The 18101-nt window shown below is 53.0% G+C and carries 14 protein-coding genes; 9 read left to right on the top strand and 5 right to left on the bottom strand.

The window, feature by feature from the left end:
• The first annotated feature begins 98 nt into the window (after nt 1-98).
• The 3 genes from CSC3H3_RS10495 (at nt 99) to CSC3H3_RS10485 (ending at nt 4201) form a co-directional block, all read left to right on the top strand.
• Nucleotides 99-1700: a choice-of-anchor I family protein gene (locus CSC3H3_RS10495; RefSeq protein ID WP_245881082.1), complete on the top strand. Its 1602-nt coding sequence runs from the start codon at nt 99-101 to the stop codon at nt 1698-1700.
• Nucleotides 1701-1942: 242 nt separating this feature from the next.
• Nucleotides 1943-2671, top strand: a complete 729-nt coding sequence (locus CSC3H3_RS10490) for a response regulator (RefSeq protein ID WP_101270610.1) — start codon at nt 1943-1945, stop codon at nt 2669-2671.
• A 21-nt stretch (nt 2672-2692) separates the two neighbouring features.
• Nucleotides 2693-4201, top strand: a complete 1509-nt coding sequence (locus CSC3H3_RS10485; RefSeq protein ID WP_245881081.1) for a sensor histidine kinase — start codon at nt 2693-2695, stop codon at nt 4199-4201.
• A gap of 39 nt (nt 4202-4240) precedes the next feature.
• On the opposite strand, the gene CSC3H3_RS10480 is transcribed toward CSC3H3_RS10485, so the two are convergent.
• The 5 genes from CSC3H3_RS10480 to CSC3H3_RS10460 all read right to left on the bottom strand — a co-directional run bounded on the left by CSC3H3_RS10480 (nt 4241) and on the right by CSC3H3_RS10460 (nt 11530).
• Complete coding sequence (locus CSC3H3_RS10480) at nt 4241-7102, bottom strand: methyl-accepting chemotaxis protein (protein ID WP_101284773.1); 2862 nt, start codon at nt 7100-7102, stop codon at nt 4241-4243.
• A gap of 144 nt (nt 7103-7246) precedes the next feature.
• Nucleotides 7247-8362, bottom strand: a complete 1116-nt coding sequence (locus CSC3H3_RS10475) for an ABC transporter ATP-binding protein (RefSeq protein WP_101284772.1) — start codon at nt 8360-8362, stop codon at nt 7247-7249.
• 4 nt (nt 8363-8366) lie between these two features.
• Nucleotides 8367-9254 (bottom strand): carbohydrate ABC transporter permease, encoded by an 888-nt coding sequence (locus CSC3H3_RS10470; RefSeq protein ID WP_101270605.1) that lies wholly within the window; start codon nt 9252-9254, stop codon nt 8367-8369.
• Nucleotides 9247-10155, bottom strand: coding sequence for a carbohydrate ABC transporter permease (locus tag CSC3H3_RS10465; protein ID WP_101270604.1), 909 nt, complete (start codon nt 10153-10155; stop codon nt 9247-9249). The genes CSC3H3_RS10470 and CSC3H3_RS10465 overlap by 8 nt, the downstream gene beginning before the upstream one ends.
• 106 nt (nt 10156-10261) lie before the next feature.
• Entirely contained in the window at nt 10262-11530 is a 1269-nt protein-coding gene (locus CSC3H3_RS10460; protein WP_101270602.1) for an ABC transporter substrate-binding protein, read from the bottom strand.
• A 290-nt stretch (nt 11531-11820) separates the two neighbouring features.
• On the opposite strand from CSC3H3_RS10460, the gene CSC3H3_RS10455 reads away from it, so the two are divergent.
• The 6 genes from CSC3H3_RS10455 to cueR all read left to right on the top strand — a co-directional run bounded on the left by CSC3H3_RS10455 (nt 11821) and on the right by cueR (nt 18055).
• Nucleotides 11821-12999, top strand: a complete 1179-nt coding sequence (locus tag CSC3H3_RS10455; protein ID WP_101284771.1) for an adenylate/guanylate cyclase domain-containing protein — start codon at nt 11821-11823, stop codon at nt 12997-12999.
• A 284-nt stretch (nt 13000-13283) separates the two neighbouring features.
• Nucleotides 13284-13448 carry a DUF1127 domain-containing protein gene (locus CSC3H3_RS10445; RefSeq protein ID WP_085592048.1) on the top strand — a complete coding sequence of 55 codons (165 nt, stop codon included), beginning with the start codon at nt 13284-13286 and terminating at the stop codon, nt 13446-13448.
• Nucleotides 13449-13963: 515 nt separating this feature from the next.
• Nucleotides 13964-14440 (top strand): bacterioferritin, encoded by a 477-nt coding sequence (bfr, locus tag CSC3H3_RS10440; RefSeq protein ID WP_101270596.1) that lies wholly within the window; start codon nt 13964-13966, stop codon nt 14438-14440.
• Between the two features lie 21 nt (nt 14441-14461).
• Nucleotides 14462-14953 (top strand): bacterioferritin, encoded by a 492-nt coding sequence (bfr, locus tag CSC3H3_RS10435; protein ID WP_101270594.1) that lies wholly within the window; start codon nt 14462-14464, stop codon nt 14951-14953.
• Between the two features lie 256 nt (nt 14954-15209).
• Nucleotides 15210-17666 carry a heavy metal translocating P-type ATPase gene (locus CSC3H3_RS10425; RefSeq protein WP_281262529.1) on the top strand — a complete coding sequence of 819 codons (2457 nt, stop codon included), beginning with the start codon at nt 15210-15212 and terminating at the stop codon, nt 17664-17666.
• Nucleotides 17663-18055 carry a Cu(I)-responsive transcriptional regulator gene (gene cueR, locus CSC3H3_RS10420; protein WP_101270592.1) on the top strand — a complete coding sequence of 131 codons (393 nt, stop codon included), beginning with the start codon at nt 17663-17665 and terminating at the stop codon, nt 18053-18055. The genes CSC3H3_RS10425 and cueR overlap by 4 nt, the downstream gene beginning before the upstream one ends.
• Nucleotides 18056-18101 lie beyond the last annotated feature (46 nt).

Here is an 18101-nt window from a genome sequence, read left to right as displayed (position 1 = left end):
GGCAGATATTTATGAAAGCGTCATATCATGGTCATAAAAACGTTACCCCAAGCGGGCATTGTGCGGCATTTGCCAATTTTAATTAAAGGGGACAAGTGATGCGTCGTTCGATTTTGATGGCAGGCGTTGCCATTTCCGGTTTGCTTTCGGCCTGTGCGGGAAATGGACCGTCCATGGAAAAAGGCATCAGCCTTCGCAGTGCAAATGAAGTGGCCCATACCTTGAACATTGCGCCCCTTGGCGAATATCGTACCCATCTGTTTGACGAAGGTGGTGCTGAGATTGTTGCCTATGACGAAGCCAGCAAGCGCGCCTTTGTTGTGAATGGTGGCGATAAAGGCATTGATATTCTTGATATTTCAAACCCGACCAATGTTTCAAAGCTGGGAACCATTGCGCTGTCGCAATGGGGTAAGGCGGCAAACAGTGTTGCGGTTCATAACGGGCTGGTGGTTGCCGCGGTTGAAAATACCGACAAACAGGCACCGGGCCAGGCTGTATTTTTTGACATTGACGGTAATTTCAAAGCTGCCGTTCAGGTTGGCGCCTTGCCCGACATGATCAAATTCACCCATGATGGCAAACACGTACTGGTTGCCAATGAAGGTGAACCAAACGATGCCTTTGATAATGACCCGGAAGGCAGCGTTGCAGTAATTTCCGTGCCCGGTGATGTGACGAAAATTACCAATGCCAATGTTCGTTTTGCCCGTTTTGACGCGCTGAATGATAAAAAGCTGCCAAATGGCATGCGCACTGCAAACCCCGGTACATCCAGCGTTGCACAGGATATCGAGCCGGAATATATCGCCATCAGCCCGGACGACCGTAAGGCCTATGTCACCTTGCAGGAAAACAATGCCATTGCGATTATCGATATCGCATCGGCCAGTGTCAGTGATGTGGTTGGTCTTGGGTTTAAGGACCACATGGTTAATGCCATGGATGCCAGCAACAAGGATGATGCGGTTCGCATCAAACCCTGGCCGGTCTTTGGCATGTATATGCCCGACACCATTGCCGGTATCGAAATTGGTGGTAAAAATTATTACATCATCGCCAATGAAGGGGATTCCCGCGATTATAAGGGCTATAGCGAAGAAGCCCGTGTTGCCGACCTGAAGCTGGACCCGATGGCGTTTCCCGATGCTGAAAAGCTTCAGAAAAAGAAAAATCTGGGCCGTTTGAAGGTAACCACGGCGCAGGGTGATATTGATGGCGATGGTGACTTTGACCAGCTTTTCAGCTTTGGTGGCCGGTCATTTGCGGTGCTTGATGATCAGGCAGCTATGATTTTTGATAGCGGTGACCAGTTTGAACAATATGCTGGTGCCTATCTGCCCAAGGATTTCAATTCCAACAATACCGAAAATGGCAGCTTTGACGACCGTTCCGATGACAAAGGCCCGGAACCGGAAGGTGCGGCCGCAGGTTATGTGAATGGCGTGCCCTATGCCTTTATCGGGTTGGAACGCCAGGGCGGATTTATGGTCTATGATTTGACCAATCCGGCAAACCCGCAATTTGTGACCTATCACACCGATCGTAATTTTGATGGTGACCCGGAAAAGGATACTGCCGGTGAACTGGCACCGGAAGGCATGCTGTTTATTGATGCCGCCCACAGCCCGACGGGCAATGCCATGCTGGTGGTTGCATCCGAAGTATCGGGCAGCACCAAGCTTTATGACCTGAAATAAACGATCATATGGTGAACGCTATTTATGGCGTTTAACAACGTAAAACAGGCAGGGGCGGATCAAAGGTTGGTTCGCCCCTGCACCGTTTTTAGGGGGCATGTTGGGTTGGTATGGTAACAGTTTGGCATACTGTATCGGTGTTTACGGTTGGGCGCGCACGCAGAATGCTTCAATTTGTTACAAAAACCGATTACACTCCGCCGCGATTGGCAAAAAGCCATTGATTTTGCAGGAGACAGAGGCTGAATTCCCGTCGTGAACCCCATATTCTGGTTGTTGATGATGACCAGGAAATCCAGAAGCTGTTAAAAAAGTTTCTGATGCAGCATGGCTATCGCATGACAACGGTTTCGGATGGAACCGAAATGCGCAAAGCCCTGCGGGACTGGAATATCGACCTTTTGATCCTTGATATCATGCTGCCCGGCGAGGATGGTTTTGCGCTGTGCCGTGATGTGCGCCGCACGTCCAAAGTGCCGATTATCATGCTGACGGCAGTGGGCGAGGATACAGACCGTATCCTTGGCCTGGAACTTGGCGCGGATGATTATTTGACCAAGCCGTTTAATCCGCGCGAGCTGCTGGCACGTATCCGGGCCATTTTCCGGCGTGCTGAAACAGGTACGACAGCGGAAATTACCGAAAACAGTGCCGAAAAGGTGCGGTTCGGCGAGTGGGTGTTAAACCTTGGTTCGCGGGAATTGCGCGATGCCGATGATGTTGTCGTGCATCTTTCAACCGGTGAATTTTCACTGCTGCGTGCCCTGGTGAAACATAACAAGCGGCCTTTATCGCGTGATCAACTGGTTGATATTGTGCGCGGTCAAAGCTCGATCCCGTTTGATCGCAGCATCGATATTCAGATCAGCCGTCTTCGTCGCAAAATCGAAAAAGATGCCAAGAACCCCAAACTGATCAAAACCGTGCGCGGCATTGGCTATCAGTTTTGTGCCGATGTTGTCCCGGCTTGATCCGCGAAGGGCAGGGGCAAGGTGGCAACGGTAAATCCTCGCTGGTATAAACCCAGAACACTGGGTGGGCGCATTTTCCTGATCATGATGATTGGCGGGGTGATTATTGCAACCCTTGCCAGCATGGCGTCGCTTTACATTATTGACCGGTCCGAACGCATCAGTCGCGCCTATACGCTGGGTTTCACCATTCGTGAACTGGTGCTGATTGCGGAAAACCCGGAACTGCGTGGAAATGCCCGAAATGTGGGGGCGCAGGATGGCCTTCATGTGGAAATCCTGCCCGCACAGGAAGTTGAAAGCCTGCTGCTATATTCCCGCCCGGCACAACATATTGCGATGCCCGTTCGCTTGGGCGATGCTGGCTGGCCAACGGCGGTAAAGGTCCATTTCCGCCATGGCCGCCTGAGTGCAGAGCAACGTGATGTTATTGAGCAGGCCAAAAGCCCCAGCCTGTTTTTCGCCCAGCTATCCCGTGAAATTGCCCGCCTTGGCCTGAAAGCCCAAATAGAACTGACCCTTCCTTCCGGCCGACGCATGATGCTGTCGCATGCCCAGTTATGGAGCGATTACGCAACGCCTTCTGTTGTGTTTATCATGTTTGTGGTTGGGGTGATTGCCGTACTGGCCGTGTTTGCCGCCCTGGCCGATTTGTTGGCCGGGCCGTTTAAAACACTGGCAAGCGCCATTCGCAAAAATGGCGATGAAGTTGAAGGCGACCCGGTTGAAGAACGTGGACCAGTAGAAGCCCGTTCGATGGCAGAAGCATATAATGCCTTGCGGTTTCGAATTGCCCGGATGCTGGAAGACCGCACTAGGATGCTTGCAGCCATTTCCCATGATTTGCGCACACCCAGTACACGCCTTCGCCTGCGTGCCGAATTTATTGATAACGATGAATTGCGTGAAACGGTGCTGCGCGACCTGGATGAAATGGATGAGCTGTTAAGCGACGCGCTGGATTTTCTGGGTGACTGGATTCACAAGGAAGAAGAACGCACCGTTGATTTTACGTCTGTGCTTGAGGCGATTTGCGATGATTACGCCGATCTGGGCCGCCCGGTAACCTTTGAAGGGCCAAAGCCGCTGACCTTTAATCTGGTCAATACGGTTTTTGGCAGCAAAAACGAAGAAGCCCATTCCTTTGGTGATAAACGCAGCATTCGCCTGACATGCCGGGCAGGGACGCTGCGCCGTGCCTTTACCAACCTGATCAACAATGCCCTGAAATACGGCCATCGCGCCTATGTAAGCCTGGATGCAACCGCCGATGAGGTGATTGTTATGATCCATGATGAAGGCCCCGGCATACCCGAAGATGAACAGGACAAGGTTTTCCTGCCTTTTTACCGGGTGGAGGGATCACGCGCGCGCAGTACCGGGGGCAGTGGCCTTGGCCTTTCCATTGTGCGTACCGTGATTGATGCCCATGAAGGTCAGATTTCACTTAACAATCTGCCCCGGCGTGGCCTGCAGGTGATTGTAAGGTTACCCCGGAAAGTGCAAATGCAGGCACCTTCCGGGGTTTGATCGTTATGGCCTTTCGGAACGCTTGATCCGGTAGTCCCCTCAGGCGTTACGCACATCACGCAGGAAGGCATCAACTTCGCGCTGGATGTTAGTTGCCCGTTCGCTTAGGTCACGGGCAGAAGAAAGCACATCACGCGATATTTCACCGGTTTCCAGAACAACACGATTGGCCTGGCCAACATCCTCGGCCGCGCGTTGCGTTGTGGCATTTGCTGCCTGGGCATTTTGCGAAATTTCGCCGGTGGCCGATGCCTGCTGTTCTATCGCGCCTGAAAGACTGGCGGTGATGTCATCAAGGGTGCCAATCGTATCGCTGATGGATTTGATTTCGTTCCGGGTTGATTGTGTCGCGGTCTGAACCGCCTTGACCCGGCTTTCGATATCGGCTGTTGCCTTTGCTGTTTGATCGGCCAGATGTTTGACTTCGTTGGCAACCACGGCAAAACCCTTGCCAGCATCACCGGCGCGGGCGGCCTCGATGGTGGCATTGAGCGCAAGCATATTGGTTTGTTCGGCAATATCGGAAATCAGGGTAATCACATCGCCAATTTCGATGGCAAGCTGGTTAAGCTGGTCCACGCTGTGGGCTGATTCTTCGGCCTTTTGCGAGGTGGATTTGGCGATGCTGCTGGATTCAGCGGTTTGGCGGCGAATTTCACCAATCGATGCCATAAGTTCTTCGGCAGCGGCAGCAACCGTTTCAACCGATGTTGCTGTTTCGCGGGTGGCCCTGGCGGCACTGTCTGATCGTTCGGCACTTAGCGTGCTGTGTTCACCCAGGCTTTCGGCGGATTGGTACATTGCCTGTGCGGCTGTACCGATCTCGCTGGCAAGTGACATAATGCGCTGTTCAAAGTTATCAGCCATCGCATTAAGGGTTGCCTTGCGTTCTTCGGCAGCCTGCAGGCGCTGGGTTTCTTCGCGTTGGCTGGCGGCCTGTATTTCGGCGGCGTTATTGCGGAAAACTTCCAATGTGCGGCTCATATTGGAAATTTCATCGGCCCCGTTATCGGAAATGGTGACGGCGGTGTTGCCATGGGCAATTTCGTCCATCGCGTTGCGCATGCGATCCAACCGGGCAATCAGACCACGGCCGACATAAAGCCATGCCAGAAGCCCGGCAAGAACCAGCGATACAACGCCAATGGCAATCAATGCCCAGCGCCCCTGAATAATCACCTGCGTTGATTGTTCACCAACGGCGCGCGCCTGTTTGCCTGCGGCAGTTGCAACACCCTGCACGCCCATTGTCTCAACCGCTTTGCGAACATTGCCCAGTTCCGTGCCAGCCTGTTCGCTGGCGGTGATTTCATCATGTTGTGGCGTGATAATCGTTTCAACTGCCGCCAGTTTTTTGGCCGCATCAACCAGCTCCGTCTGGTTTTGCAAATTGCCAGAAAGATCAGTGGTGGTTTTCGCAACATCCTTCAGGCGATCTGAAAGCGTGCCCAGGGTATCAAGGTCCGTTGTTGCGGCAGCCTGGTTTTGGTAACCGATGGCAAGGTTTCCAGCTGCTTCCAGCCGCGCCATCGTGATCAGGGATGCAAGGTCACGGTTTAAAAGACCACCAAGATCGGACTGGGTTTGGGCCTGAATGCTGGATGATTTTGCCCGCAGGCTTTCATCGGCGGCGTTAACGACTGGCAATATGGCATCGCGAAAGGCGGCCTGTGTTTGCAGCAGTTCGGTTTTGCGGTCATTTGCCAGCCGGGACCAGGTTGTATGTGCGCGTTCGATGGCATCAAGTTCCTGTTTGCGTAAATCAAACAGCCCGCCCCGGGTGCTGCCCAGCTTTAAAAAATCGCCAATTGGCTTGGCAAGAGCAGGGGCGATGGTTTCCGGAACCTTCCGGTTCTCGCTGTAAAAACTGCGGAACTGTTTTTTAAATTCGTTTGCGCCTTCCCCTGTTTCCGCCGCTGTTCCTGCCACCATCAGTGCATAGGCCTCGGCCACCATGGCCTTAAGTTGGTATCCCTGTTCTGCGGGCAGGGCCGCATCGGCAATGGCCTGGTTTAGCTCGGCATAGGACTGGTGAAGTTTGGCTTCCAGCCCTTCGCGGGCATTGCGGAAGACGGCGCTTGATTGGGTTGTTGCCGTAATTTCGTTTTGGCGGATGGCAAAGATGTTGTTGTTACCCTGCCCAAAACCAATCAGGGCTTCCGTGATGTTTTTCAGGTCATCCGCAGCCGATTGTTCACCAAGTTCCTTCAGGTGGGTGCTGGCGGCATCGAAACGCGCCTGCAGGTCTGCAAGAAGGTCGGGTGTTGCGGCATTTGCCGCTTCGATCAGCAGCCCGACAACGCGGTTGCCTTCTGCCTGCAGGGTCAGTGCCGTGCGCAATGTGCCGACTTCGTTGGAAATCAGACGGTCAAGGTTTTCGCTGGCGGTGCCAATAACAGCGTTGCTGCTTTTGACCAGGGCGCTATTGGCATCATCAATATGCTGTTTAACCTGCTTGCGGAACGTTTCGTGTTGGTCCCGAAGGGTTTTGATGTTCTGTTTTACCTGCTCGTCGTTTTTCTGGCGGGTGGTGGCCGCGTTTATCAACGATGTCAGATGCGGGCGCAGTTTTTCGGCTTCAGCGGCAAGGTCGGTGCCGGTTGTTGCCTGATCAAGCGTTTGCATCCGATCCTGTGCGCGAGCGGATAAATTATCGATATCTGCCTGCGGGTTGGTTGCCATTTCAGATGCCAGAACGGCAATGGCGCTGCTTTCATCGGCGGCCTGCAAGGCCGAGGTAACCGACGAGGTATGGGTAACTTCGTTAAGTGAGGATGCAATTCGTTCGATGGAGACGATGCCGACAATGGCTGCGATGGCGGTCAATGCGGCCATGGCGCCAAAGGATGCCCCCAGTTTCAAACGAATGCCGGCACCTTTGGTGCGGGCCCGTGTCGTCATTGATCGTTCCTCCCTAAAAGAACGTATTTTTTATGTGTTATTCACGCACAAAATGAATGCGGTTCTTGTGACCTGCTTTTTCATCCATGCAGCAGTATAGCAAAAATAATGGCGGGTGGCCCCCAGAACCACCCACCATTCAGATCATATCCGAACTTCCGTTGTGGGATCGAACAGACTGATCTGATTCATGTCCGCGGAGAATGTCATCATTTCTCCGGGGTTGGTGGCCCTGTCAGGTCTGACACGCGCCACGATTTCCTTGCCGCCCAGATTGATGACCGTCATGGTATCGGCGCCGGTCGGCTCGATAACTTCGACCTTGGCATCAAAATTGACATACTGGCTGCCCGGCTGGTCTGACCCGGTACGCTTGTGGGTCAGGGCTTCGGGACGGATGCCGAAAACAACATCCTTGCCGATCCAGGCGCGGTAGCTTTCCGGGCAGTCATCCTGCAGGGGCAGCACAACGTTCTGGCCACCATTGTCAAAGGTAACGGCGATGCGGCCGTTTTCCTCGATCAGGTGGGCATTGATGAAGTTCATCGACGGCGAGCCAATGAAACCGGCTACAAACATGTTGTTGGGGTTTTCATAAATGCGCTGAGGCGTATCAAACTGCTGCAAAATGCCACCCTTCATCACGGCGATGCGCGAGGCAAGGGTCATGGCTTCGATCTGGTCGTGGGTCACGTAAACAATCGTAGCACCCAGACGATGATGCAGCTTTTTGATTTCGGTACGCATATCAACGCGCAGCTTGGCATCCAGGTTTGACAGCGGTTCGTCAAACAGGAAGATGTCAGGGTTACGCACAAGGGCACGGCCCATGGCAACACGCTGGCGCTGACCACCCGAAAGCTGGGACGGTTTACGGTCCAGCAGGTTTTCGATTTGCAACAGGCGGGCAACATCATCAACGGCCTTGTCGCGTTCGGCAGACGAAACGCCGCGAATTTCAAGACCAAAGGTGATGTTTTTACGCACAGTCATATTCGGATAAAGCGCATAGGACTGGAACACCATGGCGATGTTGCGGTCCTTGGGATGCACGTTATTGATAACGCGATCGCCAATGCGAATTTCACCGTCTGACGAGGTTTCAAGGCCTGCAATCAGGTTCAGAAGCGTGGATTTGCCACAGCCCGACGGACCGACAAGAACGAGAAACTCGCCGTCTTCAATCGCCAGATTGATCTCTTTGAGAACCTCGACGGACCCGAAAGTCTTGCGGACTTTATCAAGGGTAAGTGATGCCATTTCTTTATCCCTTCACCGAACCGGCTGTCAGGCCACGGACGAAATACTTGCCTGCAAGGATGTAAACCAGCAGGGTCGGAAGCCCGGTAAGCAAGGCAGAAGCCATGTCGACGTTGTACTGTTTAACGCCGGTCGTGGTGTTGACGATATTGTTGAGGGCGACAGTCATGGGTGCGCTGTCACCGGAGCTAAAGGAAGCGCCGAACAGGAAGTCGTTCCAGATCTGGGTAAACTGCCAGATGACGGAAACAACAATGATCGGTCCTGAGATCGGCAGAATGATCCGCCAGAAAATTGTAAAGAAACCCGCGCCGTCGATGGTAGCTGCCTTGACCAGTTCATCCGGAATGGAAACGTAATAGTTGCGGAAGAACAGGGTGGTAAAGCACAGGCCATAAACAACGTGCACAAGCACAAGACCGGCGGTCGAGTTGGCAATGCCCAAGCGGCCAAGTGTCTGTGACATCGGCAGCAGGACAACCTGGAACGGCACAAAGCAGCCAAACAGCAACATCGCAAAAATGATGTTGGCACCGCGGAAGCGGAATTTGGTCAGGGCATAACCATTGAGCGCACCCAGGATCGTCGAGATCAGAACCGCCGGAATGGCCATTTTGACCGAGTTCCAGAAGAAGGTTTTGATACCCGAACATTCAACGCCGACACAGGCCTGGTTCCAGGCATAGTCCCATGCATCGAAGGTTACGACGCGGGGCAGGGAGATCAGCGAGCCTTCACGAATTTCCGTCAGTGATTTCAGCGAGGTTGTGACCATTACAAAAAGCGGAAACAGGTAATAGACGGAAAACAGGATCAGGACGAGATACAGCAAACCGCGCAGCAGGGTATGCTTGAGGCCCGAATCCTGGCCATAAGTCTGGAGATCAGCCATTTTTCTTGCCTCCGCGCAGTTCGGAATACAGATACGGCACAATGATCGCCATCACGGTGGCAAGCATCATCATGGCACTGGCGGCACTGACACCAAGCTGGTTGCGCTGGAAGGCCATGGTGTACATGAAGGTTGCCGGAAGATCCGATGAATAGCCCGGGCCACCACCGGTAAGGGCGATGACAAGGTCAAAGCTTTTGACCGCAAGGTGGGCAAGAACCACGATCGCGCTGAGGAAGACAGGCCGGATAGACGGGATGATGATGCCGAAATAGATGCGCGGAAGGCTGGCGCCATCCATATAGGCGGCCCGGATAATATCCTGGTCCACACCGCGCAGGGCAGCAAGGAACATCGCCATGACAAAGCCTGATGCCTGCCAGACAGCAGCAATAACGACCGTATAAATTGCAAAGTCCGAATTCACCAGCCAGTCAAATTTGAAGCTGGCCCATCCCAGGTCATGCATCATCTTTTCAAGACCAAGACCGGGATTGAGAATCCATTTCCAGACGGTCCCTGTCACAATGAATGACAGTGCCATCGGATAAAGGAATACAGTACGAAGAACGCCTTCCGCACGGATGCGCTGGTCAAGCAAAACTGCCAGCAGACAACCGAGGACAAGACAGATAACGATAAAAAGACCGCCGAAAATCAGCAGGTTTTCGATGGCAACATGCCAGCGTTCCATTTGCCACAGGCGTTCATATTGCCGCAGCCCGGCCCAGTCATAGACCGGCATCATGCGCGATTTGGAAAACGCCATCCAGGCGGTCCAAATGATGAAGCCGTAGACGAAAAACAGGGACGCAGCAAAGGATGGAGCAACAACGATCTTGGAAAGATTACGTTGCAGGCTGGCCATCAGGTTGCTTTCGGTGCTTGAAGAAGCCCCCATGCCCTTTGCCTCAAAATAATTAAAAGATAAGGGAAGCTGGCCCCGAAACGGGGTTCCGGGGCCAGTGTGTTATTGCCTCATGGGCAATTTCGGTACGACTGAAGGATCAGTCTTTTGCCAGTTCAACGGCTTCGGTCAGGCGGCTGACAGCTTCGTCAGACGACATGTCCGAGTTGAAGTGTGCCGTGACGACGTCAACAATGGCGCCCGACAGGTGACCCGGAAGGGCCATGCCATGTGCCATGGACGGCAGGAAGCCGCCGGTTTTCTGGTCTGCTTCCATATCGGCAGCCGATTTTTTCGCGCATTCGTCGAAATCATCAAGCGAAACGCCGGTACGGGCCGGGATCGAACCCTTCAGCAGGTTGAAGGTCTTCTGGAATTTTTTGCCAACGATCAGTTCGGCGAGCAGCTTCTGGCCTTCGACTTTGTCTTCGCCATCAACTTTGAACATGGCAAAGCTGTCGGTGTTGAACAGGAAACCGTTACCATTGTCAGCAGGAGTAGCCGAGCACAGGAAGTCTTTGCCCGGAACCTTGCCAGCAGCAAGGAATTCGCCCTTTGCCCAGTCACCCATGATCTGCATGGCGGCTTTGCCATTCATGACCATTGCGGTTGCCAGGTTCCAGTCACGGCCGGGGAAATCCGGATCGACGTAACCGCGGATCGTGCGCATTTCGTCGAACACTTTTTTCATGGTGTCGGATTTCAGGGCGTCTTCATCAAGATCAACCAGGGCTTTCTGGAAGAATTCCGGACCACCCATACCCAGAACGACGGTTTCAAAAATCGTCGCGTCCTGCCACGGCTGACCGCCATGTGCCAGCGGAGTAATGCCGGCGGCTTTCAGTTTTTCAGCAAGGGCATTGAATTCTTCCCAGGTTTTCGGGCCTTCTTTGGCGCCAACCTTGGCAAGCAGTTCCGGGTTCGACCAGATCCAGTTGACACGGTGAATGTTCACCGGAACAGCGACATAGTCGCCTTCATATTTCATGATGTCCTGGATACGCTTGGGAATGACTTCGTCCCAGTTTTCCTTTTTGGCGACATCATCAAGGTTTGCCAGCGCGCCCTGTTCGGCCCATTCCTGGATGGCCGGACCTTTGAGCTGAACGGCACTCGGTGCATCGCCAGACAGAACGCGCGAACGCAGAACGGTCATAGCGGCATCACCCGCACCACCGGCAACCGGGCTGTCCTGCCATTTGCCGCCGTGTTCTTCGAAATCCTTTTTCAGGGCTGCAACAGCTTTTGCTTCGCCACCCGAAGTCCACCAATGCAGGACTTCAGCGGTCGGTTCTGCATGTGCCAGCGATGCAGAAGCAAGTGCGGCAATGCCAACACTAGCAGCGAGAATGGATTTGCTAAGTTTCATTTAGGGTTTCCTCCCTGGTTTTAAACCAATTGCAGCGACACCATGCTGCGAGAGGGCCCTTATTGCATCCACAAAACTGTAACAGGGCATTTCCATTTGCCGAACTGAAACAGTTTGTTACAAAAATATGCAGGATAGACATGCTACAACAGCATGGCATGACTGTTTATGCCTATATGTGGCACTTCAGCTTTTCCACTGATGCACAATTCCGGATATCGGTTTGGGTACTATATAGAATGCCTTCATAAATTGGGACGATCCTAAAATACGGGGCAAAGGCAGGAAACATGTGGAATCACGACGCAATTATCGCCTGGCTTGGCCGCAAGGGCCGAACATTTTCCGAACCACTGGCATTCCTGAATGGCTTTGGCGACGCCCTGCTGGCCGAAGGTTGCCACATTGATCGCATTCGCTGCGGGTTTGGAACCATTCATCCGCAAATGGAGATATGGTCCTATTTATGGAAGGCGGGCGAGGGCGCAAGTGTTACGGGGGCCGAACACGGTACCAGGGCGACAGAAGCCTATATTGGCAGCCCCGCCGAGATTGTTTTTAAAACCGGAAGAAGCCTGCGTTTGAACCTGCAGGAAATTGATCGCAGTGAACATCACAGTGTGATTGGCGAGCTGATTGATGCCGGATTCACTGATTATATTGTCATGAGCATGACCTTTGCGGTTGGCAGCCAGAACATGCTGACCTTTGCATCAAAGGACCCGGCAGGCTTTGGCCCGGATGCCGAGGCGAAATTTGCCAGGATCATTGATTTTTTTACACCGATTGTCGAAATGCACGCCGTGCGGCGCCTGGCGACCGGGTTGCTTGATACCTATCTGGGGCCGCGAACTGGTGCCAGGGTGTTAAATGGTTTGATCAAGCGCGGAGATGGCGAAGTTATTCGTGCGGCATTGGGGTTTAGCGACCTGCGCGATTTCACCTTGCTGACGGAAACGCTTTCTACCGAAGAATTGCTGGAAAGCCTGAACTGTTACTTTGAAACAGTCGAGGCCGCCGTGCTGGCCAATGGTGGCGAGATTTTGCGGTTCATTGGGGATGCCATGCTGATTGTGTTTGCACCGGATGGCAATGAAAGCGCGGAACAGGTTTGTCAGCAGGCTTTGGCCGCGGCCCGGCAGGCCCTATCAGACATGGACCATAAAAATATCCAGCGCGATTTACAGAACCAGCCCCAGTTGCGGTTTGGCGTTGGCTTGCATTATGGCGAGGTTGTTTATGGCAATGTCGGCGGCCAGAACCGGCTGGACTTTACCGTAATGGGAGTCGCCGTTAATCGGACGGCGCGGCTGGAATCGCTGACCAAACAGACGGGACGGGACCTTTTAATGTCTGATGTGTTTGCTGCGATGGTGCCAGATGCGGACGAATTTATCGGCAAATTTGCGGTTAAAGGCGTTGCTGACGAGCTTCCGGTGCATGCATTAATCGCCTGTCCACGGTCCTGATTGCCGTTTTGCACGGTGAATTTGGTGCAGCGCAAAATTTGAAATTTTTCATCAAAGAAAAAAGTGAAGCTATTTCATCTGTTTATGTCTCATTGGGGTAATTAACGCGAATTTGAACCCATTCAATTATGACTATTTGGAACAGATGATATGCAATCTTGGTGGATTGAGAAACCGGATCAGTTTGGGCATATTGCATCGCAGAAGAACGGAGCAGAGCGCATCCGGTAACGCGAAGAAGCCGTGATAGAGCGCTCATCAGTTTGAAACACAGGAGGTTCAACATGTTCTTGTCCAGTATTATTGTTGCTGTTCGTCGTTGGGCCTATGCACGGTCAGTCGCGAACGAACTTTACGATCTCGACTCCCGTGACTTGGATGATGTCGGGATTTCCCGCTGGCAGATCAAAGACGTTGCACGTAAAGCTGCACGTGACGCGATCGCCTAATTAAGCGGATAAATATCGACAGCGTCTGATTTGTAGGCTGCTGTATGCAGAAGCCGGGCCATTTTGACCCGGCTTTTTGTATGCGTGAAATCTGCGCTTTCATCACCTTTGCGACGCCTGGATACGCCAACCTGCCGGTCATCGACCGTGCGGGTTTTTTGTTGTGTGCAGTATTGATGTGATGCCGTCCTGGTTGCCTGGGCTTACAGGTGGATTTGACTGTCACGGGACGGGAAGACAAGGTGGCGTGACATGTTGAATGTTGTATTTGCTACTTTGAGTCCGATTCGATGAACGAATTGATCGGATGTATAGGAAAAATATTCTTTTGGCATCAGAACGAGAATTGTTTGCAAAGACTTAATTGAGACTGATTTTTACTTGTCCAAATTCTCTCCGATATTTTGAAGAAAATGCCTAACTTATTGATAGTGGTAATCAATGACGCCGTTTTTCCTTGAAAACGCGGGCGGCAATTCCCAAAATAGGGACATGCCAAACGGAGGAGACCCAATATGAAAGGTGATCGGCAGATCATTGGTTACCTTAATCGCATCCTGACCAATCAGTTGACGGCGATTAACCAGTACTTTTTACACGCCCGGATGCTCAAAAACTGGGGCGTCGTCGAGATGGGCGAATACGAATACAAGCTGTCGATCAAGGAAATGAAACGCGCCGACGATCTGATCGAGCGCATTCTGTTTCTTGATGGTCTGCCCAATCTGCAAAACCTCAATAAATTGCTGATCGGCGAGAATGTAAGCGAGATTGTCGATTGCGACATGAAATACGAGCTTGCTGCTCTGCCGTTGCTGCGTGAAGCAATTTCCGCCTGTGAAAAGTCGGAAGATTTTGTCACGCGCGATCTGCTTGTGTCGTTCCTGGAAGACCAGGAAGAACATGTTGACTGGCTCGAAACCGAGCAGTGGCAGCTCGACAATGTCGGCATCCAGAATTACATCCAGAGCCGTTCCGGCGACGGCGATTAATCAGTTTAAGGAGCGAGCGCCATGAAAGGCAGCCAGAACGTAATTGATATCCTGAACCGCCAGTTGACTGCGGAACTCTCGGCAGCGGACCAGTACAACACCCATGCCGAGATGTATCTGGATTGGGGTTTGCACGCGCTTTATGAGCGTATGCACCACGAAAAAGATGAAGAACTTGAGCATGCCAAGCGCCTGATCGAACGCATCCTGTTCCTTGAAGGTGTGCCTGATACAGCATCACGCACGCCGATCAATGTTGGGCAGACTGTTCCGGAAATGATGAAGAACGATCTGGAACATGAATATATGGTCATCAAATATCTGAAAGAAGCCATCAAGCTTGCAGAAGCGGAAGGTGACTATCAGACCCGTAACATGCTGACCGTGTTGCTTGATGACAGCGAAGAAGACCATGCGCACTGGCTGGAACAGCAGATTCGCCTGATCGATATGATGGGCCTGCAAAATTACATTCAGTTCCGCGCTGTAGGCGAGCCGACCCCGCACGCTTAAGCGCTGGTATCGGGCTATTGATCGATGATGAAAGGGCTGCCGGTTTCGGCGGCCCTTATCATTTATCCGGGGCAATTTGTTTTCGATCAAAACCATTTGCTTGCTGATGCGTTATCAGATGTTTCGCGGAGCAGGGCAGATACGCCCAAATCACAGCCGCACAATTCCCCAAAATTAAATTTGATTGAGCGCTTGACCTTCCAGTTGCTGGAAACTTTATGCTGTCTTAAATGATCAATGAAGCGAGGTATTCGCTATGAACGAGATGACAGCATCCGACCGACAACAAGGCTTGCAGGGCCGCGACCTTAACTTTGAGGTTGGCGGCATGACATGCGCATCCTGCGCCGGGCGGGTTGAGAAGGCCCTTAAGAAACTGGATGGCATCGAGGAAGTTGATGTCAATCTGGCGATGAATTCTGCCCATATCCGGTTGGCGGAAGATACGCCTGCCCATGCAAATGATGTGGCGGCTGCTGTGCGCAAGGCAGGTTATGACGTGGCCGAAGAAAAACTTGCCTTTGATATCGATGGCATGACCTGTGCGAGTTGTTCCGGCCGGGTGGAAAAGGCCCTGTTGAAGTTACCCGGTGTTGTGTCAGCCACTGTCAACCTTGCCATGGAACGGGCCGATCTGGTGGTATTGCCGGGCACGGTGAGCGACCGGCAGGTGGTGCAGGCTGTCGAGAAGGCTGGCTACCATGCCGTCTCCCGAAATACCAAACAAAGCAGGGATGATGCCGAAAATAACCGGCGCAAGGATTATGCAGTCTGGTGGCTGGTGGCATCCATTATTTTGACAACGCCGCTGGTTGCCCAAATGATCTGGATGTCGTTTGGGGTTGATCTGCATATCCCTGCGTGGGTTGAACTTGCCCTTGCAACACCGGTCCAATTTGTCATTGGCAGCCGCTTTTACCGTGGTGCCTGGTCAGCGTTGCGCAATCGCGCGGCGAATATGGATGTATTGGTTTCCCTTGGGACAACGGCAGCGTATTTCCTAAGCCTTTATAATATGTTCCAGCCGGGTTCTAACGGTGAAGGTCACCTTTATTTCGAGGCATCGGCGGTGATTATTACCCTGATCCTGGGTGGCAAGATTATGGAGGAGCGGGCCAAGCGTGGGGCATCGGCGGCCATTCGTGAATTGATGGCATTGCGTCCGCGCAAAGCCCGTCGCCTGAATACGGAAACTGGCGAGGAAACCGAGGTTTCCGTTGATGACCTGCAGATTAACGATATCGTTCGTGTGCGTCCCGGTGAAAAACTGCCCATTGATGGTGTTGTCACATCTGGCGAAAGCGAAATTGATGAATCCCTAATTACGGGTGAAACCCGCCCGGTTTTGCGCAAGGCTGGCGATGACGTTGTTGGTGGTGCGGTGAATGGCACCGGCCGCCTTGAAATCCGTGTTAATGCCGTGGGTGAAGACACCACATTGTCGCGGATTATTCGCCTGGTTGAACAGGCGCAAACCGGCAAGGCCCCCGTACAGCAAATGGTGGACAAGGTTGCCGCCATTTTTGTGCCGATTATTATCGTGGTGGCGCTGGTAACACTTGGCGGTTGGCTGGTGGCCGGATATGGCCTGGAGGCGGCAATTGTGGCTGCTGTTTCGGTGCTGGTTATTGCCTGCCCCTGTGCGCTTGGCCTGGCAACGCCAACGGCACTGGTTGCAGGCACGGGTGCTGCGGCGCGTTCGGGCATTCTTATTCGTAACTTTGAGGCACTTGAGCAGGCGCATAATGTTGATGCGGTTATCTTTGATAAAACCGGCACCCTGACCGAAGGCGTTCCAACCGTAACCGACATTGCTGTTGCGTTGCCTGACCAGGATGAAAAGGAATTGTTGCGCCTGGTTGCATCCGTTCAGGCCGCCAGTGAACATCCGCTGGCACAGGCTGTGGTTCGTGCAGCAGGTGATCGGGGCTTGAAACCTGCCCATGTTGATGATTTCAAAAGCACGACGGGCGCAGGCGTAAGCGGTACTGTCGATGGTCATACCATATTGATTGGCACGGAAGACCTGCTGCAGGGCCAGAATGTTGCGCTACCGGATGCAGAAGTGACTGACAAGATCCGACAGGTTGAACAAACGGGTTGCACCGTTGTCCTTGTTGCGATGGATGGCCGATTTGCCGGATACCTGGCGCTGGAAGATAAAATTCGCGAAAGTGCCATTGCTGCTGTTGCCGACCTTAAGGCGCGTGGTGTTGATAGCATTATGCTGTCGGGCGATGCCGAAGATGTTGCGACCCACGTTGCCAAACTGATTGGCATGAAAAGTTGGCGAGGGCGTATCCGCCCGCAGGACAAGGCCCGCGAAGTTGAAAAGCTGCGCAAGGAAGGCCGCCATGTTGCCATGGTCGGTGATGGCATTAATGATGCCCCGGCACTGGCGGCGGCCGATGTGGGTATTGCAATGGGAGGCGGCACTGATGTTGCCATGGAAACCGCTGGCATTACCCTGATGCGATCTGACCCGGCATTGGTGGCTGGTGCGATTGATATTTCCATCGCCACCCGGCGCAAGATTACGCAAAATCTGTTTTGGGCGTTTGGCTATAATGTAATCGGTGTACCGCTGGCGGCGTTCGGTATTCTTAGCCCGGCCATTGCCGGTGCGGCGATGGCGCTAAGTTCTGTGTCGGTTGTTGCCAATTCGCTGACATTGCGTAGCTGGAAAATCCGCAAGAAGGGAGCAGAAAAATGAACATTTCCGATGCTGCCCAGCAATGCGGTCTGCCCGCCAAAACCATTCGCTATTATGAGGATATCGGGTTGGTCACGCCGGGGCGTTTGACCAACGGGTATCGCGATTATAGTGACCAGGACCTGCATAAATTACGGTTTTTGCAGCGTTCACGGGGGTTGGGCTTTTCGATTGATGATTGCCGGTTGCTGTTATCCTTGTATGAAGACCGCAACCGGGCATCGGCAGATGTACGGCAAATTGCCAAGGCCCATCTTGATGATATTGACCGCAAGATCGCCGAGCTGAAAAGTCTGCAAACGACTTTGCGTCATCTGGTTCATCAGTGTCATGGCGATGATCGCCCGGATTGCCCGATCATTGAGGATCTGGCCGGGCCTGTCGCCTGACCAAGGGGCGGGCATTGACCCGCCCAATATTCCGGCATTGGCCGGT

Origin of the sequence: Thalassospira marina (genome assembly GCF_002844375.1) — a bacterium.
Taxonomy (GTDB): Bacteria; Pseudomonadota; Alphaproteobacteria; order Rhodospirillales; family Thalassospiraceae; genus Thalassospira; species Thalassospira marina.
Note: the sequence above shows the minus strand (reverse complement) of the source record. Positions and strands in the feature narration are given on the sequence as shown.